Genomic DNA, 25,004 nt, shown 5'->3' on the forward strand with positions numbered 1-25,004 from the left:
TTTATAAGCTTGATTTGATTAAATTTTTTTCTAATTCTAGTATGCCCTTGTCTGTTGCCATTGCTCTAGTATGGTATTGTAGTGCTTCCATTTCAAGCGCAAAGGCTTCTCGTTCTGACCTTATATTTTCGTTGATCGAAAAAATTAACATGTAATAAAACTTGACGTATGCATCTACATTTAGGTCTTTGCGGTATAAACCTTGGGCTATTCCTTTTTCAATATTTTTCCTAAAACAGGACTCGCACATTTCTACTTGATCAGATAACACTTTTTGGTACACCTCAGGGTAGTGCTTCTTTAATTGGTACACCGGTGAAGTATCAGTAGACTTAAACATGTTTTCAAACATCCGTCTGATTTCAAAATTCTCTTCAATGGCATTAAAATCTTGAGAGGTTATCGTGTTTATGATCGTGTTTACTTCAGTATGAATTACTTGAACACTTTCTTCTATGAGTAACTCTTTATTAGCAAAATACTTATAAATTGTTTTTTTTGAAATACACATTTCGCCTGCAATATCATCCATAGTGATACTCTTGAAACCCAGTTTCAAAAACATTTCCTTAGCTTTAGATATAATTTTCTCTTTCATTTTAATTGTGCAATTATAGTTGGTTTTTTTTTGGAGCTAATAGACGCTCAACGTCTGTTTAAATTCTATGCAAAGATACAGCGGAAACTTTAGAAACTAAATAAGTTTCCGTTTTATTAGTAATTATTTAACGTTAACTTTTCATAATTGGCTATACTGTAAATTCTAGATTGGCAATTAACTTAATATCCTGACCTAGAGCAAGTCCGCTTGCTTGTTGAAATGAATTTTGCGTCAAGCCAAAATCTTTGCGATTGATATTGGCTGTGATCTCAAAAGCAGCTTTTTTGTTGCCATTGTACGCGTTAATTCCAATAAATTCTGCGTCAAGTTCTACTGATTTGGTGATATTTTTAATGGTGAGATTTCCTTTTAAGAAATTGATATTAGGAGTAACTTTTTCAAATGAAGTAGATTTAAAACTAATTAATGGATATTCCTTCACATTAAAGAAATCATTCATCTTTAAGTGATTGTCTATTTGTTCTAATGTAGCGTCTCTGCTATTTACATCAAGTGAAAAAGCGATTGATGCATCGGCTATTTCATTATTATCTATGTCAATATGACCGTCAAATTCATTGATGCTGCCCGCTAAATACGCAATGATAGAGTGTCTCATTTTAATAAGAACATCAGATTGATTCGAGTCAATGGTCCAAGTGGTTTTCATAAGGATTTGAATATTTTAAATTAGAAAAGAAAGCAACAATGTTTTCAATTGGGAAAGTAGATAACTGAAGCAGTCAATTTCGAGTGCAAATGTAAGACGGAAACTTTAAATACCAAATAAGTTTCCTGAGTATTTAGATTTATTTAACGTTTGAGTAACTTTAACATTTTAGCTAGTTTGAAGTTTTTTGAGTTTCTTTGCGAATATAAAGTTCAAAAGTTGGGATATTTTGTATTCCTTTTTTAATTTTAAACGCTAAACAAAACAACAATGCACAATATCGTTCAATATCAAGAGTTCCTTTCTGCTTATTTGCAATCTCAATATGAAACCAAAGAACCAAGGAATTTGTATGAGCCTATTCATTATATTTTAGATTTAGGTGGTAAAAGAATGCGCCCAGTATTGACTTTAATGAGTGCTGAGGTTTTTGATGCCGATTATAAAAAAGCACTTCCAGCAGCCTTAGCGGTTGAGGTTTTTCATAATTTCTCTCTGGTGCATGATGATATTATGGATGATGCTCCTTTGCGTAGAGGTCATGAAACGGTGCATGAAAAATGGAATATTAATACTGGTATCTTGTCTGGTGATGCAATGTTAATTCTTGCCTATCAGTATTTTGAGCAATACGAGCCGTTGATTTTTAGAGATTTAGCCAAGTTATTTAGCAAAACAGCTCTTGAAGTTTGCGAAGGGCAACAATGGGATGTTGATTTTGAAGATCGTACAGATGTTACCATTCCTGAATATTTAAAAATGATTCAGTATAAAACAGCTGTTTTAGTGGCAGCAGCCATGAAAATGGGAGCAATTATTGCCGAAACTTCAGTTGAAAATGCAAATTTAATTTATGATTTTGGTCTTAATTTAGGATTGGCTTTCCAATTGCAAGATGACTTTTTAGACGCTTTTGGAAACCCAGAAACTTTTGGAAAACAAGTGGGCGGAGATATCATTGAAAACAAAAAAACCTATTTATACCTTAAAGCAGTTGCTTTTTCAAATGAAAAAGAAGCTGAGGAGCTGAAAAGCTTGTTTTCTATTCAACCGGAAGATAATACCGATAAGATAGAACGCGTTAAGGCACTTTTTAATAGTTCAGGTGCGTCCAAAGCTACTCAGGATGCGATACAAGAATTTACGTTTAAGGCGTTCCAAACTCTTGATAAAATGAACATCAATATTGAGAAAAAGGAAATGCTGAAAGCTTTTGGTGAAAACCTGATGGGTAGAAAGGTTTAAAAAACCAACGACAATAGCGAATCAAAATTTAAAAATACTTTTGAAAAATTGACTTTAAGTTTGTTTGTCTAGGATTAATACTGATTTTAAAATTGACATTGAAATTTTTAAATATATGTTTGTAGCGCCTAAAAACACCGATTTACTACTTTCTGAAGCAGAAGGAGATAGTTTGTATTTAAAGTTAATTGAACAAATTAATAAGGATTTCAATTTAGCGAATGAAGCGGTTGATTTTCCTTTGAGTATTTCTCCTAATGAATTAAAGCTGGAATTGCATGAAAAAATCTACCGACTCATTCAATACAAGTTTGCTGAATACCTCAATTTACTTTACATCATTGATGTCTCTGAAGATGAAATTAAAAAACTTGACGGATCTGATTTGGTAATGCTAGCAGAACAAGTTGCTTTCTTAATTCTAAAAAGAGAATGGCAAAAAGTATGGTTTAAAAACAAATACAAATAAGCTTTCGAAGCAGCTTTTTTAGCAAATTCAAACTAAAAATACAACCTCACAAAAGGTGTGAAACGGCTTCCATAAATATTGTTTTCATCGCCTAGCACATTATACCGAACTCCAATAGTTGCAAATCCAGAGCGATAACCCGCTCCCAAGAATAGACCCGTGTTCCAGAAACTTTGAGAATTGCTGTTAGATCCTTCTAAATTAACGTTTACTCTGAGTTGTTCTAATTCTGCCGATAATTGAATTTGCGGTAATGGATTTAAGAGTCCAATAACACTCCCACCATACAAGTGTGAGGCAAAACTGTTTTGTTGTTTTAAGTATTTGTATTGCAAACCAAGTCCTATAGATCCATATTCATTTACATTATAAATGGCGCTGGGTGCCAAAGAAATATCTGTATACCCAGACCCAAAACCAAGACCTATGCCGCCGCCAAATTGTACTTTATCCCAAAATTGTTGCTCTTTTGGAGTAGATGTATTGTCTTGCTGTGCCTTCACTTCATTTAAAAAAAACAAGGCAAATAATACAAAAAGGTTTCTAAAACGATTGAAAAAACATTTCATAGCTATAAGTTTTTAGTTTTTTAACAATATTCAATGTAAAAGTATCTTAAAATAAATTATAAATTTATTGTATTATCGTACTTTTGCCAAACTATTTTAACAAAAAAGTATATTCACTACATATTATGGATAGGTTTTCATTTTTAAACGCAGCACACACCGAATTTTTTGCACAGTTATACGATCAATATTTAGAGAATCCAGATAGCGTGGAGCCAAGTTGGAGAAGTTTTTTTCAAGGTTTTGACTTTGGGATGACGACTTACAATGAGGAAAATCCAGTAGCACAATTGGCAAATTTTGCCTCGACCAATACTGATGTAAGTCTGGTTTCTGATAAACTCCAAAAAGAATTTAATGTTCTTAAGCTAATCGATGGGTATCGTACAAGAGGACATTTGTTTACAAAAACAAATCCTGTTAGAGCAAGACGTACCGTATCTCCTACACTTGATATTGTTAATTTTGGTTTGTCATCATCAGATTTGAATACTGTTTTTGATGCTGCAAAAGCGATAAATATTCAACCGTGTACACTTCAAGAAATTATTACACATTTAGATACAATATATTGTCAGCACATCGGTATTGAGTATATGTATATTCGTAAACCTGAAGTGGTAGAGTGGATCCAGAAAAAACTTGGGGTAAATGACAATCAACCTAAGTTTTCTAACGATGAGAAAAAAGCAATTTTAAATAAACTGAATCAAGCAGTGTCTTTTGAAAACTTTTTGCATACCAAATATGTGGGTCAAAAACGTTTTTCATTAGAAGGTGGTGAGTCAATCATACCAGCACTTGATGCGCTTATTGAGAAAGCAGCAGAGAAAGGTGTAGAGCAATTTGTAATGGGGATGGCCCACCGTGGTCGTCTTAATGTTTTGGCTAATATTTTTGGTAAATCAACCCAAGATATTTTTGGTGAATTTGATGGTAAAGATTATGATCAGGAGTATTTTGATGGAGATGTAAAATACCATTTAGGTTTAACGGCTGATAAAGTAACAAGTACTGGCAAAAAAATAAACATTAATTTGGCGCCAAATCCTTCGCACCTTGAGACGGTAGGAGCAGTTATTGAAGGTATTACACGTGCCAAACAAGATAAATATTTCCCAGACGATTTCTCTAAAGTTTTGCCCATTGCAGTTCATGGTGATGCTGCCATTGCAGGACAAGGAATTTTGTATGAAATTGTTCAAATGGCGCAACTGGATGGTTATAAAACAGGCGGAACCATTCATATTGTGATAAACAACCAAGTAGGTTTTACAACAAACTACCTTGATGCACGATCTTCTACATATTGTACCGATGTTGCAAAGGTTACACTCTCACCAGTATTGCATGTAAATGCTGATGATGCAGAGTCTGTAGTACACGCTATGCAGTTTGCATTAGATTTCCGTATGCAATTTGGGTGTGATGTATTTATTGATTTATTAGGATATAGAAAATACGGTCATAATGAAGGTGACGAACCTCGTTTTACACAACCCGTTTTATATAAAATTATTGCAAAGCACAAAAACCCAAGAGATTTGTATACTGAAAAGTTACTTTCTGAAGGGGTTATAAACGCTGATTTAGTTAAAACTTTAGAGAAAGAATACAAAGACGATCTGGATCAAAACTTAGAGGCTTCCCGTAAAAAAGATTTAACAATCATCACTCCGTTCATGCAAAACGAATGGGATGGATTCAAGCAAGTGTCAAATGATGTGATGCTTCAAAAAGTAGATACCAAGGTTGATAAAGCAACTTTAGATTCTATTATTTCAACCGTATCAAGTTTACCAACAGACAAGAAATTCCTTAATAAAATCACAAAAATTGTTACCGATAGAAAAACAGTCTATGATAACAATACTATTGACTGGGGAACTGCAGAAACACTTGCTTATGGATCATTATTGACAGAAGGTTATGATGTTCGAATTTCAGGACAAGATGTTGAGCGTGGTACTTTTTCACACCGTCACGCAGTAGTAAAAGTTGAGGACTCAGAGGAAGAAGTAGTATTATTGGATCACATCCAAAACAAAAAAGGAAAATTCCGTATTTTCAATTCATTACTTTCAGAGTACGGCGTACTTGGTTTTGATTACGGGTATGCACTAGCAAATCCAAATGCACTTACCATTTGGGAAGCACAATTTGGGGATTTCTCCAATGGAGCTCAAATCATGATTGACCAATACATTTCATGTGGCGAAGACAAATGGAACAACCAGAACGGTATTGTTTTATTGTTGCCTCATGGGTATGAAGGACAAGGAGCAGAGCACTCATCGGCAAGAATGGAACGATATTTACAACTTTGTGCACGTCACAACATGTACGTTGCCGATTGTACTACGCCAGCCAACTTTTTTCACTTGTTGAGAAGACAAATGAAAACCAATTTCCGTAAGCCGCTAGTTGTGTTTTCACCAAAAAGTTTATTGCGTGATCCAAGATGTGTTTCTACAGTTGAGGAATTAGCCAATGGAGAATTTCAAGAAACTATAGATGACGCTACAGTAAACAAAGCAGAGGTAAAAACCCTAGTATTCTGTACGGGTAAATTTTACTATGATATTGTAGCCGAAAGAACCAACAACGGTCGTAATGACGTTGCAGTAGTTCGTGTGGAGCAATTGTTTCCACTACCGGTTGAACAACTTAAAGCGATAATTGCACAGTATCCAAATGCAGATGATTATGTTTGGGCGCAAGAAGAGCCAAAAAACATGGGCGCTTATAGCTATATGTTGATGAACTTTGATTTGGTAAAATGGAGATTAGCATCTCTAAAAGCCTATGCAGCACCAGCAGCAGGAAGTTACACTAGAGCAAAAAGACGTCACGCTGATGCAATTAGAATGGTATTTGACAAAAATTTATTTAGATAAAAAATAGTTTAAAGTTTAAGGTTTAAAGCTACTTTTGGGTGACTTTGAACTTTAAACAATTCACACCTTAAACAATAACAAAGATGATTTTAGAAATGAAAGTCCCTTCGCCAGGGGAATCTATAAAAGAAGTTGAAATTGCAACTTGGTTAGTAAAAGATGGAGATTATGTAGAAAAAGATCAAGCAATTGCTGAAGTTGATTCAGACAAAGCAACACTTGAATTGCCAGCTGAAGCTAGCGGAATCATTACATTAAAAGCAGAAGAAGGTGATGCTGTAGCAGTAGGAGCAGTAGTTTGTTTGATTGATACAAGTGCTGCAAAACCATCAGGCGATGCACCAGCGGCAGCAGTTGATCCCGAGACTTCGGGACCAAAAGCAGTTGTAGAAACTGTAGCTCCAAAAGCGGCACCAGTGGCACAAACACCACCATCAGCAGCTGAAGGACATGCATCTCCAGCAGCAAGAAAAATATTAGACGAAAAAAATATAGCGCCAACCACTGTCTCTGGTACAGGTAAAGGCGGAAGAATTACAAAAGAAGATGCTGTAAATGCAGTGCCATCAATGGGAACTCCTACTGGAGGATCTAGAGGTACAGAGCGTACAAAGTTGTCTATGTTGCGTCGTAAAGTGGCTGAAAGATTAGTTGCCGCTAAAAACGAAACAGCCATGTTAACTACTTTTAATGAAGTAAACATGACACCGATCAACTTGATTCGTAATGAATATAAAGACGCTTTCAAAGCTAAACATGGTGGGGTAGGATTAGGTTACATGTCATTTTTTACAAAAGCAGTAACAAGAGCATTACAATTATATCCAGACGTTAACTCTATGATGGATGGCGATCATAAAATAGCTTTTGATTTTTGCGATATTTCAATTGCAGTTTCTGGACCAAAAGGATTAATGGTTCCTGTGGTTCGTAATGCAGAGAACTTGACTTTCCGTGGAGTTGAAGCTGATATTAAAAGATTAGCAATCAAAGCGCGTGATGGTCAAATTACAGTAGATGATATGACTGGTGGAACATTTACAATCACTAATGGTGGTGTATTTGGTTCTATGTTGTCAACTCCAATTATCAACCCACCACAATCAGGGATTCTAGGAATGCACAACATTATTGAGCGTCCAATTGCTGTAAATGGTAAAGTTGAAATTCACCCAATGATGTATGTGGCACTTTCTTATGACCACAGAATTATTGATGGTCGTGAGTCTGTTGGTTTCTTAGTAGCAGTAAAAGAAGCTTTAGAAAACCCAATGGAATTATTGATGGATAACAATCCTAAAAAAGCATTGGAATTGTAATTACAAAGAATACAATTTTTCGAAATAAAAGAAAAACCCGACTTGTACTCAAGTCGGGTTTTTTGATGGGGTATATTATTTACTTAGTTTTTATAATTTTTACTGTTTCTTTAACTCCATCTGATGTTACTTTTAAAAAATAAATACCTGCAGATAAATTAGATAAATCAATTTCAGCACTCAGACTATTAGGCTTCTGGGTTAAAATTGTTTCTCCTTTGATAGAAATAAATGTTATTTCATCAATAATGGAATCATTTGAAATTGAAATAACGTTTTTCACGGGATTTGGATAAAAAGAAAAGTTTTTGAATGCCAATTCATCTATACCCAACGTGCTAGATTTTACAGTTACCGCTAGTCTTTGCACGCTTTCAATTCCGTTTATCGTTTGTGATGCATAATAGGTGGTTCCATCCACAATAACAGTGGTTAATGGCAAAGGAACTTGGCTTGTTTTATTTGTTTTTCCAGCCAATGGATTCTGATTTAAATACCATTTAATATTTTGACCTTTAACGACAAGATCGGCCAATGTTTGACCGGCCTTGAATTCTATGGTCAATTTGGGTTGTCCATTTATCAGCGGAGATGGCGTATTTATAACAATTGGATTTTGGGTTGTACAGCCATTATTATCTCTCGTGAGAAATACGTAATTTCCTGGAACTAGATTATTAAAAGTGTTATTAACTTGGAAAACCTGTCCATTATCTAATGAATATGAATAAGGAGATACCCCGCCTGATGCATTTACTATTACAGATTGATTGCTGCTCACAGTTGTGGCTGTTAAAGCAAGAGGTTCGGTTATGGTTGCTGTTGCAGTAGCCAGGCAATTGCTAGAATCTGTCACGGTGATAATATGTGTTCCAACTGTTAAGCCTGTAAATACAGTACTGGCTTGGCTAGGTCCGTTATTTAATGAATACTTGTAAGGTATAGTACCTCCGGCTGTAATGACGGTAATAGAGCCATCCGCATTACCGCTACAATTTACGGATGTACTAGTAGCGGTAATTACAATAGGAGTTGGTTGAGCAATTGTTACTACAGTATTAACTATATTTAAGCAACCAATGGCATCTTTTACGTCGAAAGAGTAGCTGCCTGGAATTAAGTTATTAAAAACATTATTTGGTGTAAATACACTTCCATTTTTAGAATACGTGTATGGAGGCGTGCCTCCTGTTGCACTAACGGTCACAGAGCCATTGTTTATGCAATCTATTTGTTTAATGATCGCAGTAGGAATAAGAGCGGTGTTTACTATCAAATTAAAATAATTTGTGGTAATGTTGCCAAGGTTATTAATTCTTGCATAAATAGTTTGTGATGTTATGCCGTTACTAGGAGCAGCTGCAATGGTAAAACTGGTAGGGTTAGAGATTGTATTGGTGCCACTTAATGCATCTGCGGCTGCAAGATGATACGTTACTGTAGTTTGAGTAGGGTTTAAATTCCCAATCAGTAAAGAGTAGTTTTGTGTTAAATTAAAAATTTTAGTGCCTGCACAATTAGTCAAATTAGCAACTTGAGCGTAAAAACTCAACGACGTGAATAAAAAAAAGGAAAGTAAAATTTTCTTCATAATTGAGTAGGTATTAGAAGTATTATAAAAAAGTAGTTATCCAATTTTTTAAACACATTATTTTAACAAATATAAGCAATTGTTAAAGTAGTCAATGATTCCTTTTCCTTTCATCAAGATATCAGCACCTATTATTCCGTGAACGGGTTTGGCTTTGTGGGCCAATAAAGCCGTATTTACGTGTGATAAATCAAAAATTACGAGGTTGAAATGGTTGTCTTTCCATGTACCTAATTGGAGTTTGTTTTTCAAAGCCAGTTGGGTTTCCATGCCTGTGGCACCGGCACCAGAGGCCTTGGTTTCTGAACTCTTAGGTTGTAATTGAAATGTTGATACACTTTCAAAACCAATGCAGCTGTTTGATGCGCCAGTATCTAAAATAAAATTCCCTTTTATCCCGTTGATTTTGGCTTTTATCAACAAGTGCTGTGTTTTCATAATCTTGAATGGGATTTTTTTGTAGCTTACTTTCTTGAGAATTTTATCTAAATTTTTCATAGTTTCTGTTGGGATTTTGAATCTTTATTTTGCGATAATAAAGTCATTAAAATTAACAACTTGATAGTTTATAGGTATGGGAAACTACGTCTAATAATCGTAATTTTGCATCTCAAACCTGAAAAAATACACTTGGAAACAAATATAGTCATCACTGACACACATACACACCTTTATGCCGAAGATTTTGATCAAGATAGAGACCAAATGATTCAACGAGCCATTGATGCTGGTGTTTCGCGTTTTTTTATTCCTGCAATAGATTCTACCTGTACACAATCTATGTATGATTTAGAACAGAATTACCCAGATCATATTTTCTTAATGATGGGATTGCATCCTACTTATGTTAAGGAAAATTATGAGCAAGAGTTACAGCATGTTGCAGACGAGCTTTCAAAGCGAAAGTTTTATGCTATTGGTGAAATAGGGATTGATTTGTATTGGGATAAAACTCATTTGCCACAGCAACAAATTGCTTTTAGAAAACAAATACAACTTGCAAAAGAGTACAAACTCCCTATTGTGATTCATTGTCGCGAAGCTTTTGACGAAATATTCGAAATTTTAGAACAAGAGAAATCTCCCGAATTATTTGGTATTTTCCATTGTTTTTCAGGAACCTATGAGCAAGCGTTACAGGCTATCTCGTATAACATGAAACTAGGAATTGGTGGTGTAGCTACTTTCAAGAACGGAAAAATAGATCAGTTTTTAAATCAAATTGACCTTGATCATATTGTTCTAGAAACCGATTCCCCTTATTTAGCACCCGTGCCGTATAGAGGAAAAAGGAATGAGAGCAGTTATATTGTAAACGTTGTAGAAAAGTTGTCTCAACTTTATGGCCTTTCGGCAAATGAAATAGCGGCGGTAACTACGGCAAATTCTAAAGCTATTTTTGGGATTTAAACTAGATTTTAACTTATTTTAATATTTTTTTTGTTCATTTGCCCACACAAAAATTGAGAACCAAAATGCAGAAATTTGACGCTATTAGGCCCTTTTATGATTCGGAAATAAATGAAGCACTTCATGATGTGGTAAATCATCCTATGATGAAGGCATTGATGAATTTTACATTTCCAGAAGTGGCAGATGAGGTATGGAAAGAGCAACTGAAAAAAACGCATTCTATTCGTGATTTTCAATGTAATTTTATATATCAATCTGTACAAAGAGTGCTAGAGAAAAGCTCTGACGGTATTACAACTTCGGGATTTGAAAACTTAGAGGCTAATACGTCTTACATGTTCATTTCAAATCATAGGGATATTTTATTAGACACAACTTTGCTAAATACAGCTTTGTTTGAACATGGTTTAGTAATGACAGCATCGGCAATAGGTGATAATTTAGTTAAAAAATCATTTTTAAAAACATTAGCAAAACTCAACAGGAATTTCTTAGTGCAAAGGGGATTAACGCCAAGAGAAATGTTGCAAAGCTCTAAATTATTATCTGAGTTTATGGGTAATTTGCTTTTGCATGAAAATCGTTCGGTATGGATTGCACAACGCGAAGGAAGAACAAAAGATGGCAATGACGAGACAAATCCGGGTGTTTTAAAAATGATTGGAATGGCATCTGATGAGAAAAATGTGATGGACTATTTTAAGAAAATAAAAATAGTTCCTGTTTCTATTTCTTATGAATATGATCCTACTGATGCCTTAAAAATGCCTCAATTAATGGCCGAAGCTAATAATGAAGTGTATGTAAAGGAGAAAAATGAAGATTTCATGACTATTCTTAGCGGAGCTTTAGGTCAAAAGAAACGAATTCATATTCATGTAGGCACTGTTTTGGATGCCGAGATCGATCGTATAAAAGCGGATAATGACAATTCAAACAAGCAAGTTGTAGCACTGGCTCAAGAAATTGACGATACGATATTGAGTAATTACAAATTGTGGCCCACTAATTTTATTGCGTATGATATTGTTAACAAAACAGATAGATACGCGCACTTGTACACTGAAAATGAAAAATCATTGTTTGAACGCCGATTAGAAATGCGTATAGATCATGATAACCCTGTGGCACTTGATGGTTTTTTAGCCATGTATGCTAATCCTGTTGTCAATAAATTAAAATACCATGACATTGTATAAAGCTAAAATACTTTTAATTTATACCGGCGGAACCATTGGTATGCGCAAGGATTTTGATACAGGAGCGCTCAAGGCCTTCAATTTTAGTAAGTTATTGCAAAATATCCCAGAGCTAAAACAATTAGATTGTGATATTGAAACAGTTTCATTTGAGGTGCCCATTGATTCCTCAAACATGAATCCAGCCGAATGGTCAAAAATGGCAACCCTAATTGAGCAAAATTACAGCACCTATGACGGTTTTGTAGTACTTCATGGATCAGATACCATGTCATACTCTGCATCGGCATTGAGTTTTATGCTCGAAAATTTAGATAAACCTGTAATTTTTACAGGCTCTCAATTGCCAATAGGTGATTTGCGCACTGATGCCAAAGAAAATTTAATTACTGCCATACAAATAGCGTCGTTACGAGATGAAAACGGTCCTTTGATACAAGAGGTTTGCCTTTATTTTGAGTACAAGTTGTACAGAGGAAACCGCACCACAAAGATAAATGCCGAACATTTTAAAGCTTTTACCTCTCCTAATTATCCTGAGCTGGTAGAGTCTGGCGTGCATTTGAAAATAAATCCTGAAATGTTTTTGCCTAAAAGCACTACTAAATCATTTCAAGTACATAAGAAGTTAGATAATAATGTTGCCATTATAAAAATGTTTCCGGGTATAAGTGAGGCTGTTTTAGCGGCTATTTTTGATATCCCAAACTTAAAAGGAATTGTTCTAGAAACCTATGGATCAGGAAACGCACCTACAGAAAGTTGGTTTCTTGATTTATTACAAAAAGCAATCAAAGCAGGATTGCATATTGTGAATGTAACACAGTGTTCTGGCGGAAGTGTAAGTATGGGACATTATGAAACCAGCACAGGAATGAAAGAAATAGGAGTGATTTCAGGCAAAGACATCACCACCGAGGCTGCAATTACAAAACTCATGTATGTATTAGGTCAAAATATTGCTAACAAGGATTTTAAAGATTTTTTTGAAACACCATTGCGTGGCGAAATGATTTAAAGTTAGATTTTGCTTTTCAAAGTCAGTTTTTTTTAAGTTATTTGCAAACCTAATTAGAGAGGTGTCCGAGTGGTTGAAGGAGCTAGCCTGGAAAGCTAGTATATGGGTAACTGTATCGAGGGTTCGAATCCCTTCCTCTCTGCAAAAAAAAATGCTTTCCGCAAGGGGAGCATTTTTTGTTTTAAAGCTTATATAACTTAAATGGGTTGCATTTCATGGCTATCTTAAGCTAGCGCCAATGCTACGGTTTATTTTTTAATTTGATAGGATAGAATATCCAAAAGGAATTTCATTAGAGAATATAGCTTTTATGAACAGAGAATATTTATCAGCGAGTTTGGGATAACTAGGCGAAGTTTATATAAAAAATGAATTCATTTATTTGGACGAACTTTTCTTAAAAGATGTTTTAATTAATTTATATTTTGTTAATGTTGGTAACATTAGCGTCAACTATTGGTAATATATTGTTAAAGATTAGTAAATACTATGCTTGCATAGCATCGGTATATTTGTTAAAATTTACAAAACTACACCATGAAATCCAATTTTAGCCGTCGTGCTTTTCTTAAAAACTCTTTGTTGTTTTCAGGAGGAGTTTTATTAGCTCCCAATTTTATTAGTTGTTCAAAAGATGATGAACCAATCAATCAAGCACCGACTGATTTAAAACTATCTAATTTTAATGAAGGGGTTGCCAGTTTTGACCCAACAGCTACGAGTATTATTCTTTGGACTCGATACACTGCCAGTAAAAGTGGAAGCGTTAATTTATCTTGGGAAATCAGTACTGATGCTAAATTTAGTCAAGTTTTACGACAAGGAAAGGTAGTAACAGATGAAACTCGAGATTTTACAATAGCTGTTGATGTGCAAGGATTGCCTTCGAATAAATCTTTTTATTATAGATTTTATAACGTGATGACCAAAGAAGTTTCGGTAATAGGGGAAACGATTACTTTGCCTTCCTCATCTGATACTATTTCGCAGGTAAGAATGGCAGTTTGTTCCTGTGCTAATTTTGCGGCTGGACTTTTTAATGTTTACGAAGCTATGGCAAAATCAGATGTTGATGTAATTGTGCATTTAGGGGATTATATTTATGAATATGGTGCTGGTGAATATGGTACAAATCAATATACAAGTAGTTTAGGTAGAACGCATGTTCCTGCTAAAGAAATTATCACTTTAGATGATTATAGAGCACGTTATAAGCAATATAGAAAAGATGAAAAGTTAAAATTAGCACATCAAAAGAAACCTTTTATTGCGGTTTGGGATGATCACGAAATCACCAATGACACCTATAAGGATGGAGCACAAAATCATCAACCAAACGAAGGAGACTTCTCAGCAAGAAAATTAGCAGCTCTAAAAGCTTACAGCGAGTATATTCCGCTTAAAACAGGAAATGATAGCCGAATATATAGAGATTTCCATTTTGGAAATTTACTCTCTTTGTATATGCTAGACACTCGTGTTATTGCACGAGATAAGCAATTAGAATATGCTACTTACTTTTCTTCTAACGGTTCATTTAATGCAACAGCTTTTCAAACTGATTTGTTAAATCCAAGTAGACAGCTTTTGGGTACGGAACAACTAGGATGGTTGGGATCTAAAATTGCATCGAGTACTTCAAAATGGCAGGTTCTTGGTCAACAGGTTTTAATGACTAAAATGATGCTTCCGTCAGAACTTTTAATGCTAATGGCTCAAATTAATGGCGAAATTGATGCGCTGGGAAGCGCGCAACCAGCTACTTTGCAAGCGTTTCAAACATCAGTAGGAGGTTTAGTGACCATAAAATCAAGAATATTAGCTAATGACCCTACCGTAAGTGCAGCTGATAAATTACGATTGTCTACTGTTTTACCCTATAATTTAGATGCTTGGGATGGTTATCCGGTAGAAAGAGAAAAGTTATTTGCTCTTTTGAACGGAAAAAAGATGGTTACATTAGCAGGAGATACGCACAATGCATGGCAAGGGGAATTAAAATCGTCATCAAATAAAGCGGTAGGTTTAGAACTAGCAACTTCATCTGTTACTTCTCCAGGTTTAGAAACTTATTTGGGATTAGGTGGAACTCAATTAGCACAATTTGAACAGGCTTTAAATTTATTAATTGATGATTTAGAATATTCTAATTTGTCAAAAAGAGGGTATTTGAAAGCTACCTTCTCTGCATCAGATGTAAAAGCGGAATGGTTTTTTGCAACTAGCGTTTTTGTGGAAGGTGCAACCGTAAATTTAGAAAAAACGATTACTAAGAGTTAAGAAGTTCTATTTTTCTCTTTCCTTATAAGCCATAAATAATTTTTTAAATAAAATTGTTTATGGCTTTTTTTATTGAAGGTTATTTTCTGATTATCATTTTTTCTCAAAAAAAATTCTATGTAGTTTACAAATACTTCCCACCTGTTCTCGTTTTCAACTATTGCCTACATACCTATAAAAAAGCCATAACGTTTGCAACGCGACTCACTAAATTTGCGATCAGTCATTTACCAAGCAACATTTTAGATTTACAATATTTAAATTTACAGTATCAAATGTAAACTTAGGTGTTTATTTACAAGCAATAGAGTTGCAACGAGAATATGTTGCAAATTATTTTAAACAGCAACAATTGTGTTCTTCATACCTAGGAAATACTATCTTTGTTAATAATGTTCTAGTGCAATCTAAAATGTATAATCCATTAAATTAAGTAGGATAGAATGATAAAATTTCTAAAAAAATATAGAAACAGCTTTCTTGTGGGATGTATTTTTATTAGTATGTCTGCTTTTGGTCAAGAGAATCAAGCTCTTGAGGAAAAGGCAATTGTTAAGGTAGATTCGTTATACAGAGAAGATCAGTTTTATTTTGCTGTTACATATAACTCATTGGTAAACACACCTACAGGAGTGTCTCAAAATAAATTTTCTTCGGGTGTATCGTTGGGGTTTTTAAGAGACATGCCTGTTAATGCTAATAGAACTTGGGCCATAGCCACAGGACTAGGATTTACATATAACAATTTCAATCAAAATCTTATAGTGAAGGAGCAAAATGGTGTTGTGGATTATCAACTCATTCCTGCCGATGTAAGTGTTGATAAAAACAAGTTTTCTCAACTGTCAGTGGATGTGCCCATAGAATTAAGATGGCGTACATCAAATTATGAAAGTCATAAATTTTGGCGCATTTATACAGGTTTAAAATTTAGTTATTTGTTGTATGATCGTTCCCTTTTTAACGGAAGTCAAGAGCGTATTGTAGTTCAAAACAATACTGATTTTAATGCACTTCAGTACGGGACGTATCTTGCTGCAGGCTACAATACTGTAAATTTATATATGTATTATGGTTTAAATCCTTTGTTTCAAAAAGCAACATTAAATGGTGCTTCTGTAAACATGAGAGCGTTTAATTTGGGAGTTATATTTTATATTTTATAACCACAAAAACAATAAAAACAATTGCGGTACAGCGCCTAATGCAAAACCAATAACGAGTTCTTTATAGGTGTGCGCGTTCATTACCAATCGGGACGATGCTATAAGTCCGTTCAATAAAATGAGTAATGCAACGGTAATTGTATTTTGCAATTGCAAATGCATACTTAAACCTATAATAAAAACAGTCAAAGAGCTTATGCTTAGTAGGTGTAAGCTTGCTTTAATGTTCATAAAGAGCAAGAGTAATGCCATTAAACTACTAAAAAGCCCGCCAATTAAAAAGAAATGCAATTCAGGATAACGATTAATCACGATTGTGTTTTTGACTAGCAAAATAATTAAAAAACAATGCAATAATAACGGAATCTTTCGTTGTGCAATTTTATAAACCATTACAGAGTCAATTTGTCCAGAAACCTTTAGGATAAAAAATCCCAAAATAGGAATACACAAGGTTAATAAAGCCACTTGAAAAAGCACAAATAATTTTTCTTGAAATTGAAACGTGTTTCCACTATACCACATATATAGTAAAGCTGCTATAGTTGGTATAAAAACAGGGTGAAAGATATAAGATAAAATAGGAAGAATTTTTTTCAAGACAATTTTTTTTTGAAAACAAATATAATGAATCTTATAAGTGTAAAAAACACCCTTTTTCTTTTGTTTCTTGTTTTTTGAATTCTAGAAGCTTTATCCTAGAAAGAGCGTATTATTTTTGTGTATTTTTGATAAAAATTAATGCTTAATTGCAATTTTAAGCAAGATAATAAGGAGAACTATGAGTCAAAAAATTCTAGCAAGTTTGCAAACAATTCAATCCGTGCGTCATGGCGATTTTGATAATGATGACTTAGATGCGGTTTCTATTGATAGTCGATCGTTACAAAACGGAGTTCAAACGCTTTTTTTTGCTTTGGTTGGCGTGCAGCATGACGCGCATGACTACATAGATGATCTTATTGTATCGGGAGTTCAAAACTTTGTAGTCACTTTTATCCCAAAAGACTGCGAAGGAAAAGCTAATTTTTATGTTGTTTCTAATACGATGACGGCCTTGCAAGAATTTGCAGCATATTACAGAGCGCTTTTTCAAATTCCAGTTATTGGGTTAACCGGTAGCAACGGAAAGACTATTGTTAAAGAATGGCTCAATTTTTTATTGGCCCCAGATTATAATATTATTCGCAGTCCAAAAAGTTATAACTCACAAGTTGGCGTGCCTTTGTCTGTAATGGCAATCAATGAAAAGCACAATTTAGGTATTTTTGAGGCAGGTATTTCAACTCGTGGCGAAATGAAAAATTTAGAAAAAATCATCAAGCCTACCATAGGAGTGCTCACCAATATAGGTACTGCACATGACGAAGGATTTACCAATACAACTGAAAAAATTAAAGAGAAACTATTGTTGTTTCAAAATGCTGATGTACTAATTTATAATAAAAAAGAAACTGTTGAAGAGCACTTACAGCCAGACTTACAAAGATTCTCTTGGAGTTTTTCAGACCCCTTAGCAACCGTACTTGTTACTAAAGAAGTGAAGGATTCCAATACTATTTTACACATTCATTACGGAGAAGTGGTTTTTGATGTCAAAATTCCTTTTTTTGATGAAGCTTCAATTGAAAATGCCATTTCTTGTATTTTAGTTTTGTTGTTTTTACATGTTGAGGTCAATACTATTCAGGAGCGTACAGCACAATTATATCCTGTTGAAATGCGATTGAAATTAAAAAATGGTATCAACAACTGCAATATTATTGATGATAGTTATAGTAGTGATTTTCAGTCGTTAAAAATTGCATTGGACTTTTTAGAAAATCAAAAACAGTCTAAGAAAAAGACTTTGATTTTATCGGATATTTTTCAAAGCGGTTTGTCTCTTGAGGAGTTGTATGATAAAGTTTCGCATCTCATCAAAGTCAATAATATTGATCGGGTAATCGCTATTGGTGAAACTATTAGTAGATTTCAATATAAGTTTACCAATGCTCTTTTTTACAAAACTACAGCCGAGTTTATTGCCGATATAGCACAACTAGATTTTTATAATGAAACCATTTTAATAAAAGGAGCTAGAGTATTTCAATTTGAAGAAATAGTGTATTTACTCGAGGAGAAAACACATGAAACTGTTTTAGAAATCAATTTGAACGCCATCACGCACAACCTAAATTTTTTCAAAGCTAAGCTTAAGCCAAATGTAAAAATTATGGTAATGGTCAAGGCTTTTGGATATGGTAATGGCGGTCTTGAAATTGCAAAATTGTTAGAATTTAATAAAGTAAACTACCTAGGTGTGGCCTTTGCCGATGAGGGAATAGCATTGAAAAAAGGCGGCATTAAAGTTCCTATTATGGTTCTTAATCCAGAAAGCACCAGTTTTTCAGCGATTATTAAACATAAATTAGAACCGGAGATATACAGTTTAAAAGGTCTTTACGCCTTTTTAAAAATTGCTAAACAAAAGGGATTGGAGAATTTCCCCATTCATATTAAGATGGATACTGGAATGCATCGATTGGGTTTTGAAGCGGCTACAATAGACGAATTGATTTTGGCTTTGCAAGGAAACAAAACAGTGCAAGTCAAAAGTATTTTATCACATTTAGCAACCAGTGATGATCCTTCTCAGCATGATTTTGCTCGATCACAAATAACACTTTTTGAGCAACTATCTTCAAAACTGATGGCTCAATTGCCGAATGTTCCATTGCGACACATCTTGAACACATCTGGAATTAGTAATTTTATGGATTCTCAATATGACATGGTTCGGTTAGGAATTGGTTTGTATGGAGTTTCAAATGATAGTGACGAACAACTTAAACTTGAAAATGTAGGGACACTTAAATCGATAATTTCACAATTACGTATTATTAAAACAGGAGAAAGCGTAGGGTATGGCAGGCGATTTGTTGCTTCAAAAGACACGGTAATTGCCACGATACCTATTGGCTACGCAGATGGAATTTCACGAGGATTGGGCAATGGTGTAGGTCATGTACTAGTGCGCAATACTAAAGCGGCCATTGTGGGTAGTGTGTGCATGGATATGTTGATGGTTGATGTGACTGGAATTGATTGTAAAGAAGGAGATGTTGTGGTGCTTTTTGGAGAGCAGCTCCGAGTGAATGAAATTGCAGAAAAACTCAATACGATACCGTATGAAATATTAACGAATGTATCTCAACGGGTAAAACGTGTCTTTTATAGAGAATAGTTATAATTTTGTTAATTTTTTGCTTATTTGCATTAAAAATTTATTTAAGTTCGTACTCACAAACAAATATTAACTTAAATTTAAATTATTATGGGATTTTTTAGTGATTTCAAAGCTTCTTTGATGAAAGGTGATGTACTAAGTCTTGCTACTGCTGTAGTAATGGGTGGTGCTTTTGGTAAAATTGTAGGATCTGCTGTTGATGACGTAATTATGCCTATTGTAGGTTTAGTAACAGGTGGAATAGATTTTACTCAGAAATTTGTAGCTTTAAACGGGAATTCATACCCAGATTTAGCTGCTGCAAAAGCTGCTGGTGCTGCCGTAATTACTTATGGTAATTTAGTACAAGCAATCATCAATTTTATAATTATTGCTTTCTTTATTTTTGTAGTGTTAAGAGCTGCTGAAAAAGCTAAAAAGAAAGAAGAAGTTGTAGCTGCTCCTGCTGGTCCTACTCAAGAAGAGTTGTTAACTCAAATTAGAGATTTATTAAAAAAGTAATTTCCGCTACATTATATATTCTAACTAAACCGCCACGTAATTGTGGCGGTTTTTCTTTGTGTATATTTCATTCTGTATCTAAGTTTTGGTATAAACCAAATAGAGCTCAATTAATAAAAAGTTTGTTTTGTAACATTTTGTTATTTTTTGTTAACGGTGTTGAAATGTTTTTAATATTAATTACTTTTGTTCTTCAAATGTAAACCTAGAAAAAACACATACGATGAAAATAGCAGTTGTAGGAGCCACAGGAATGGTAGGCGAGATCATGTTAAAAGTTTTAGCCGAAAGAAACTTTCCAGTAACAGAATTAATTCCAGTAGCATCAGAACGTTCTGTAGGGAAAGAAATTGATTTTAAAGGTCAAAAATATACTGTTGTGGGCTTGCAAACTGCTGTTGACATGAAAGCGGATATTGCTTTATTTTCAGCTGGTGGTGAAACTTCTTTGGAGTGGGCTCCAAAATTTGCTGCGGCCGGAACTACGGTTATTGATAACTCATCGGCTTGGAGGATGGATCCTACCAAAAAACTTATTGTTCCAGAGATTAATGCGGGTCAACTTACGGCTGATGATAAAATTATCGCCAATCCAAACTGTTCGACTATTCAAATGGTGTTGGTATTAGCGCCATTGCACCGTAAATACAATATCAAACGTGTGATTGTTTCTACTTACCAATCCATAACTGGAACGGGAGTTAAGGCAGTGCAACAATTAGAAAACGAATATGCAGGCGTACAAGGGGAAATGGCCTACAAGTATCCTATTCACCGCAATGCGATTCCACAATGTGACTCTTTTGAGGAAAACGGTTATACCAAAGAAGAAATGAAATTGGTTCGCGAAACACAAAAAATATTAGATGACAGAACTATTGCTGTAACGGCTACCGCTGTACGTGTTCCTGTTGTTGGTGGACACAGTGAGGCTGTGAATGTGGAGTTCACAAACGACTTTGATGTGAGTGAGGTGAGATCTATTTTACACCACACTGATGGAGTTGTTCTTCAAGATAACATTGATGCTTTTACCTATCCAATGCCACTTTATGCTGAAGGGAAAGACGCTGTTTTTGTGGGTAGAATTCGTCGTGACGAAAGTCAAGAAAACACCCTGAACATGTGGATCGTTGCAGATAACTTGCGTAAAGGAGCTGCTACAAATACCGTTCAAATTGCTGAATATTTAGTTGCTAATAATTTGGTATAATCCTGTTACGTATTTTACTAAGCACCTTTTGAAACGTGCAAAACTTTATAATCCATTTGTTTTTAAAAATGTAAATTTTTTAAAACAAATGGATTTTTTAGTGAAGGATTGCTATATTTGCGATTCATGAAAAAGAAACTTTCTATATTGCGTTTGCTTTTTACGATTTCAGTATTGGTATCCATGCTGTTTCAATCGTTGCACAAGTATGAGCATATAGCACAACAACTTGCACAAGTAGAATGTGTTCATGAAAAAGGAGAAGGTCCAGAAATTACACACCAGCACCACAATTTTGAATTGTGTGCAGTGTGTGATTATAAATTAAGTGGTTTTATTTCGCAAGATTTTTTATCTCTTGACAGTTTTCATTTTGACAACTTTAAAAACACAATAGATGCGGAGTCTATTGTATCTATTTCCTACTTTAAAGGAAGCCTTTTCGGGCTTAGAGCTCCCCCTTTAGTTTAAAATTAGTACACACAACAATAGCATTTTCATATCTTGGAAATGCAAGGGATGTTTATATATTTTGAACAAAAAAAATGCACACAAAAAACTTTCTGTTTTTCTGTATCTCTTTGTTTTGCACTTTAGGTTTTGCGCAAAGCACAGTACGCGGAAAAATAACTACTACAGCCGGCATATCACTTTCTGGAAGTCACATACATATTGGTAAAAAGACAGTATCCTCAGATGCTGCGGGCAATTATGTCATTAAAAAACTGCCTTTGGGTAACCAAAAAATATTTGTTTCTTACATAGGTTTTCAATCTGTGGATACGCTTGTTACTTTATCGGGTGATCAAGTATTTGATTTTGTTTTAAAAGAAAAAGCCGATGACCTTCAAGAAGTGATTGTGAGGCAAAAAATAAATACGCTCAATAAATCCTTATTGGAACAAAAAATTAAAACAGAAACTATTGAAAAATATAGCAATCAAACACTAGGAGATTTACTTAAAGAGGTAGCGGGTGTTTCAAGTTTAAAAACAGGAAGTAATGTTGTAAAACCAATGATTAATGGGTTGTTTGGGAGTCGCGTTCCTGTAATTAATAACAACGTACGTTTGCAAGATCAAGAATGGGGAACAGAACATGCTCCTAATTTTGACGTGAACGCTGCAGGAAAAATTACGGTAATCAAGGGTGCATCGGGCTTGCAATATGGTGGTGATGCCGTGGGTGGCTTAGTTATTATTGAGCCTATTCAGGTAAAAAAAGACACACTTTATGGCAAATCAATAGTGAATCTAGCCTCAAATGGTAGAGGTGGTTCTATTAGTTCTAGTTTGCACAAAGGCAACGAAAAGGGATGGAGTTGGAACGTATTAGGAACATTTAAATATGCAGGTGATAGAGAAGCTCCAGATTATGTATTATCAAATACAGGAAATAGGGAAGCAAATTTCTCTGGCGATTTAAAATTCACAGGTAAAAAGTATGACTTTGCTGGTTTTTATAGCTATTACAATACTACTATTGGGATTTTGAGCGCTTCACACATTGGTAATGTTAATGATTTGTACAACGCAATAACGAATAAAGTTCCTGCTGTGGTCAATGATTTTACCTATTCTATTAAAAATCCTAAGCAAGAAGTACAACATCACTTGGCAAAGCTGAATTATAACTATTTTTTCAATGAAACGGCTTCATTGGGGGTGCAGTATTCTTTTCAGTTTAACAAAAGGTTCGAATTTGATTTACGCAGAGGCGAAAATAAAAATAAACCAGCACTTGATCTTGAGTTAGCAACTCATGCCATTAATGTTGATTATAAAAAAGCACTGCATGACTGGACATTAAAGACGGGAACGGTAGCTGCATTTCAAAATAATTTTGCGAATGTAGTCACTACAAATGTTAACCCTTTGATCCCAACATACAACAAAATAGATTGGGGAACATACGGTATTGCAACCTATGACGTTTCTGAAAGTTTAGTCTTTGATGCGGGACTTCGGTATGATTATTCTCAAGTGGATGCCGCCAAGTTTTATTCAAAATCAAGATGGAATGAACGGGGTTATCAATCGCAGTTTTCTCGTTTTATAACTGGTGAAGATGGTGATAAATGGCTCGTAAAACCCAGCTTTGCTTTTCACAACCTATCAAGTAGTGTGGGATTTCACAAAGAGTTTGAGAAAGATTTAAATTGGTATGCCAATGTTAGTTTGGCTACAAGAAATCCAAACCCATCGGAGTTTTTTAGTGATGGTTTGCATCATTCTACTGGAGTTATAGAGATAGGAGACTTAGCACTAAAAAAAGAACAATCTATTAAGTTTTCTACAACGCTCCAAAAAAAATGGACTGCTTTTTCTGTTGAGGTAAACCCGTATATCAATTACATTCGTAATTTTATGTTCTTGCGCCCAGTGGGTTTTGAGAATACCATTCGTGGTGCGTTTCCGGTGTGGGATTACCAGCAAACTAATGCGCAATTAGCAGGTTTTGATGTGCAAACCCATTGGAAAATAAACAACCACTGGCAACATGATTTTACAATGTCTTATGTAAACGGCAAAGACATCTCAAATAGAGAAGCCTTGATAGACATTCCGCCATTTGCCATGACTCAAAAAGTGCAGTTTTCAAAACCAAGTTGGATGAACCTAAAATTGGAGCTAAAGTATGAAGCACTCCTAAGGCAGAACAGATTTCCTAATAATAATTTTGAAACAAATATTATTGTAAACAATGAGTTGTTTCCGGTTCAGGTAGATATCAGTACACCGCCAGATGGTTTTCAATTGTTTCATTTTTACTCCGAAATTAAGTTCAAAAGCATTGGTAAAACCCAGACAACCTTAGCGTTTTCTGTTCAAAATATAACAAACACCACGTACAGGGACTACTTAAACAGACAGCGTTTTTTTGCTGACGAAATGGGTAGAAACTTCCAAATTCAATTAAAATTCAATTATTAAAAAATTAAAAAAAACAACAAATCATGAAAAATTCAAAATTCGCAGCAGTAGCATTAATAGCTCTTTTTTCTTTTACCTCTTGTGAAAAAGATGATCCTATTGCAGTAAATGAGGAAGAATTAATAACTACAGTGACCACAACACTTGTGGCTGGAAATCAAACAGTAACATTAACCTCAAAAGATCTTGATGGCGATGGGCCAAATGCACCCGTTGTAACCGTATCAGGCGATTTACTTGTGAATACTACTTATACAGGAAGTACCACGTTCTTAAATGAGTCGGTTACGCCAGTAGACAACATCACTGCCGAGGTTAAAGAAGAGGGTTATGAGCACCAATTGTTCTATCAAGCGCCTACAACAATAGGAGTTTTCACGTATACAGATGCGGACAAAAACGGAAAACCTGTTGGGTTAACTTTTTCATTAAGAACAGCAGCAGCTCCAGCAACTGGAACCTTAACAGTAGTACTTAGACATGAACCAAACAAAGACGCTGCAGGAGTAGCTACTGGATCAATCACTAATGCAGGCGGTGCCACAGATGCTCAGGTGACTTTCCCAGTTCAAGTTAAATAAGGTTAAAACCAATTTATACCCAAAAAAACGCTACCCGAAAGAGTAGCGTTTTTTTTGGGTTTAAGTGCAAAAGTACGGGTTACCATTTCAGTTCTTTTTTTCGTATTATT

The 25,004-nt window shown here is 34.7% G+C and carries 21 protein-coding genes, 1 tRNA gene and 1 pseudogene; 17 read left to right on the top strand and 6 right to left on the bottom strand.

The genetic code is table 11. The features are described 5' to 3' along the window. Nucleotide 1 precedes the first annotated feature (1 nt). The gene (locus K5V07_RS01350) at nt 2–598 is read right to left on the bottom strand and encodes a TetR/AcrR family transcriptional regulator (RefSeq protein ID WP_144891155.1); all 597 of its coding nucleotides are present in this window, start codon (nt 596–598) and stop codon (nt 2–4) included. Between the two features lie 151 nt (nt 599–749). Further along, nucleotides 750–1,271, bottom strand: coding sequence for a YceI family protein (locus K5V07_RS01355; RefSeq protein ID WP_144891157.1), 522 nt, complete (start codon nt 1,269–1,271; stop codon nt 750–752). A 270-nt stretch (nt 1,272–1,541) separates the two neighbouring features. On the opposite strand from K5V07_RS01355, the gene K5V07_RS01360 reads away from it, so the two are divergent. Together K5V07_RS01360 and K5V07_RS01365 are read left to right on the top strand one after the other, a co-directional pair. Continuing rightward, nucleotides 1,542–2,516: a polyprenyl synthetase family protein gene (locus tag K5V07_RS01360; RefSeq protein WP_144891159.1), complete on the top strand. Its 975-nt coding sequence runs from the start codon at nt 1,542–1,544 to the stop codon at nt 2,514–2,516. A gap of 115 nt (nt 2,517–2,631) precedes the next feature. Then, nucleotides 2,632–2,985 (top strand): hypothetical protein, encoded by a 354-nt coding sequence (locus K5V07_RS01365; RefSeq protein WP_221918120.1) that lies wholly within the window; start codon nt 2,632–2,634, stop codon nt 2,983–2,985. Between the two features lie 32 nt (nt 2,986–3,017). Here the strand turns inward: K5V07_RS01365 and K5V07_RS01370 are convergent, their stop codons facing one another. After that, nucleotides 3,018–3,554 carry a hypothetical protein gene (locus K5V07_RS01370; protein WP_221916048.1) on the bottom strand — a complete coding sequence of 179 codons (537 nt, stop codon included), beginning with the start codon at nt 3,552–3,554 and terminating at the stop codon, nt 3,018–3,020. A 125-nt stretch (nt 3,555–3,679) separates the two neighbouring features. On the opposite strand from K5V07_RS01370, the gene K5V07_RS01375 reads away from it, so the two are divergent. Both K5V07_RS01375 and odhB read left to right on the top strand, forming a co-directional pair. After that, the gene (locus K5V07_RS01375) at nt 3,680–6,451 is read left to right on the top strand and encodes a 2-oxoglutarate dehydrogenase E1 component (protein WP_144891165.1); all 2,772 of its coding nucleotides are present in this window, start codon (nt 3,680–3,682) and stop codon (nt 6,449–6,451) included. Between the two features lie 83 nt (nt 6,452–6,534). Then, a complete protein-coding gene (odhB, locus tag K5V07_RS01380) occupies nt 6,535–7,770 on the top strand; it encodes a 2-oxoglutarate dehydrogenase complex dihydrolipoyllysine-residue succinyltransferase (RefSeq protein ID WP_144891167.1) in 1,236 nt (411 codons plus the stop codon). A gap of 79 nt (nt 7,771–7,849) precedes the next feature. Here odhB and K5V07_RS01385 read toward each other — a convergent pair whose 3' ends face one another. Together K5V07_RS01385 and K5V07_RS01390 are read right to left on the bottom strand one after the other, a co-directional pair. Beyond that, the gene (locus K5V07_RS01385; protein ID WP_221916049.1) at nt 7,850–9,361 is read right to left on the bottom strand and encodes a T9SS type A sorting domain-containing protein; all 1,512 of its coding nucleotides are present in this window, start codon (nt 9,359–9,361) and stop codon (nt 7,850–7,852) included. A gap of 57 nt (nt 9,362–9,418) precedes the next feature. Beyond that, nucleotides 9,419–9,859, bottom strand: a complete 441-nt coding sequence (locus tag K5V07_RS01390) for a retropepsin-like aspartic protease (RefSeq protein ID WP_221916050.1) — start codon at nt 9,857–9,859, stop codon at nt 9,419–9,421. Between the two features lie 144 nt (nt 9,860–10,003). On the opposite strand from K5V07_RS01390, the gene K5V07_RS01395 reads away from it, so the two are divergent. The 7 genes and pseudogenes from K5V07_RS01395 (at nt 10,004) to K5V07_RS01420 (ending at nt 16,437) form a co-directional block, all read left to right on the top strand. Then, entirely contained in the window at nt 10,004–10,771 is a 768-nt protein-coding gene (locus K5V07_RS01395) for a TatD family hydrolase (protein ID WP_221918121.1), read from the top strand. Between the two features lie 65 nt (nt 10,772–10,836). Then, on the top strand, nt 10,837–11,973 hold the full coding sequence (locus K5V07_RS01400; RefSeq protein ID WP_221916051.1) for a 1-acyl-sn-glycerol-3-phosphate acyltransferase: 1,137 nt from the start codon (nt 10,837–10,839) through the stop codon (nt 11,971–11,973). Beyond that, nucleotides 11,960–12,991, top strand: coding sequence for an asparaginase (locus K5V07_RS01405; protein ID WP_221916052.1), 1,032 nt, complete (start codon nt 11,960–11,962; stop codon nt 12,989–12,991). The genes K5V07_RS01400 and K5V07_RS01405 overlap by 14 nt, the downstream gene beginning before the upstream one ends. Nucleotides 12,992–13,046: 55 nt before the next feature. After that, nucleotides 13,047–13,133: transfer RNA gene (locus K5V07_RS01410), tRNA-Ser, on the top strand. Nucleotides 13,134–13,259: 126 nt separating this feature from the next. Then, nucleotides 13,260–13,337, top strand: a pseudogene (locus tag K5V07_RS14930) (succinate dehydrogenase/fumarate reductase iron-sulfur subunit); the annotation flags it as partial. A 191-nt stretch (nt 13,338–13,528) separates the two neighbouring features. Continuing rightward, complete coding sequence (locus K5V07_RS01415; RefSeq protein ID WP_221916053.1) at nt 13,529–15,271, top strand: alkaline phosphatase; 1,743 nt, start codon at nt 13,529–13,531, stop codon at nt 15,269–15,271. A gap of 443 nt (nt 15,272–15,714) precedes the next feature. After that, a complete protein-coding gene (locus K5V07_RS01420; protein ID WP_221916054.1) occupies nt 15,715–16,437 on the top strand; it encodes a porin family protein in 723 nt (240 codons plus the stop codon). Here K5V07_RS01420 and K5V07_RS01425 read toward each other — a convergent pair. Continuing rightward, nucleotides 16,432–17,037, bottom strand: a complete 606-nt coding sequence (locus tag K5V07_RS01425) for a hypothetical protein (RefSeq protein WP_221916055.1) — start codon at nt 17,035–17,037, stop codon at nt 16,432–16,434. The two genes, K5V07_RS01420 and K5V07_RS01425, sit on opposite strands and share 6 nt — an antisense overlap. A 181-nt stretch (nt 17,038–17,218) precedes the next feature. On the opposite strand from K5V07_RS01425, the gene K5V07_RS01430 reads away from it, so the two are divergent. From K5V07_RS01430 to K5V07_RS01455, 6 genes are all read left to right on the top strand, one after another. Continuing rightward, a complete protein-coding gene (locus tag K5V07_RS01430) occupies nt 17,219–19,663 on the top strand; it encodes a bifunctional UDP-N-acetylmuramoyl-tripeptide:D-alanyl-D-alanine ligase/alanine racemase (protein ID WP_221916056.1) in 2,445 nt (814 codons plus the stop codon). A gap of 90 nt (nt 19,664–19,753) precedes the next feature. Continuing rightward, entirely contained in the window at nt 19,754–20,167 is a 414-nt protein-coding gene (gene mscL, locus K5V07_RS01435) for a large conductance mechanosensitive channel protein MscL (protein ID WP_221916057.1), read from the top strand. 223 nt (nt 20,168–20,390) lie between these two features. Continuing rightward, nucleotides 20,391–21,380 carry an aspartate-semialdehyde dehydrogenase gene (locus K5V07_RS01440; RefSeq protein ID WP_221916058.1) on the top strand — a complete coding sequence of 330 codons (990 nt, stop codon included), beginning with the start codon at nt 20,391–20,393 and terminating at the stop codon, nt 21,378–21,380. Nucleotides 21,381–21,506: 126 nt separating this feature from the next. Further along, on the top strand, nt 21,507–21,851 hold the full coding sequence (locus K5V07_RS01445; RefSeq protein ID WP_221916059.1) for a hypothetical protein: 345 nt from the start codon (nt 21,507–21,509) through the stop codon (nt 21,849–21,851). A gap of 74 nt (nt 21,852–21,925) precedes the next feature. Further along, nucleotides 21,926–24,313 (top strand): TonB-dependent receptor plug domain-containing protein, encoded by a 2,388-nt coding sequence (locus tag K5V07_RS01450; protein ID WP_221916060.1) that lies wholly within the window; start codon nt 21,926–21,928, stop codon nt 24,311–24,313. A gap of 23 nt (nt 24,314–24,336) precedes the next feature. After that, the gene (locus tag K5V07_RS01455) at nt 24,337–24,894 is read left to right on the top strand and encodes a type 1 periplasmic binding fold superfamily protein (protein WP_158728605.1); all 558 of its coding nucleotides are present in this window, start codon (nt 24,337–24,339) and stop codon (nt 24,892–24,894) included. The last annotated feature ends 110 nt before the right edge of the window (nt 24,895–25,004 follow it).

The organism is Flavobacterium sp. CHNK8, from assembly GCF_019774515.1.
Taxonomy (GTDB): Bacteria; Bacteroidota; Bacteroidia; order Flavobacteriales; family Flavobacteriaceae; genus Flavobacterium; species Flavobacterium tiangeerense.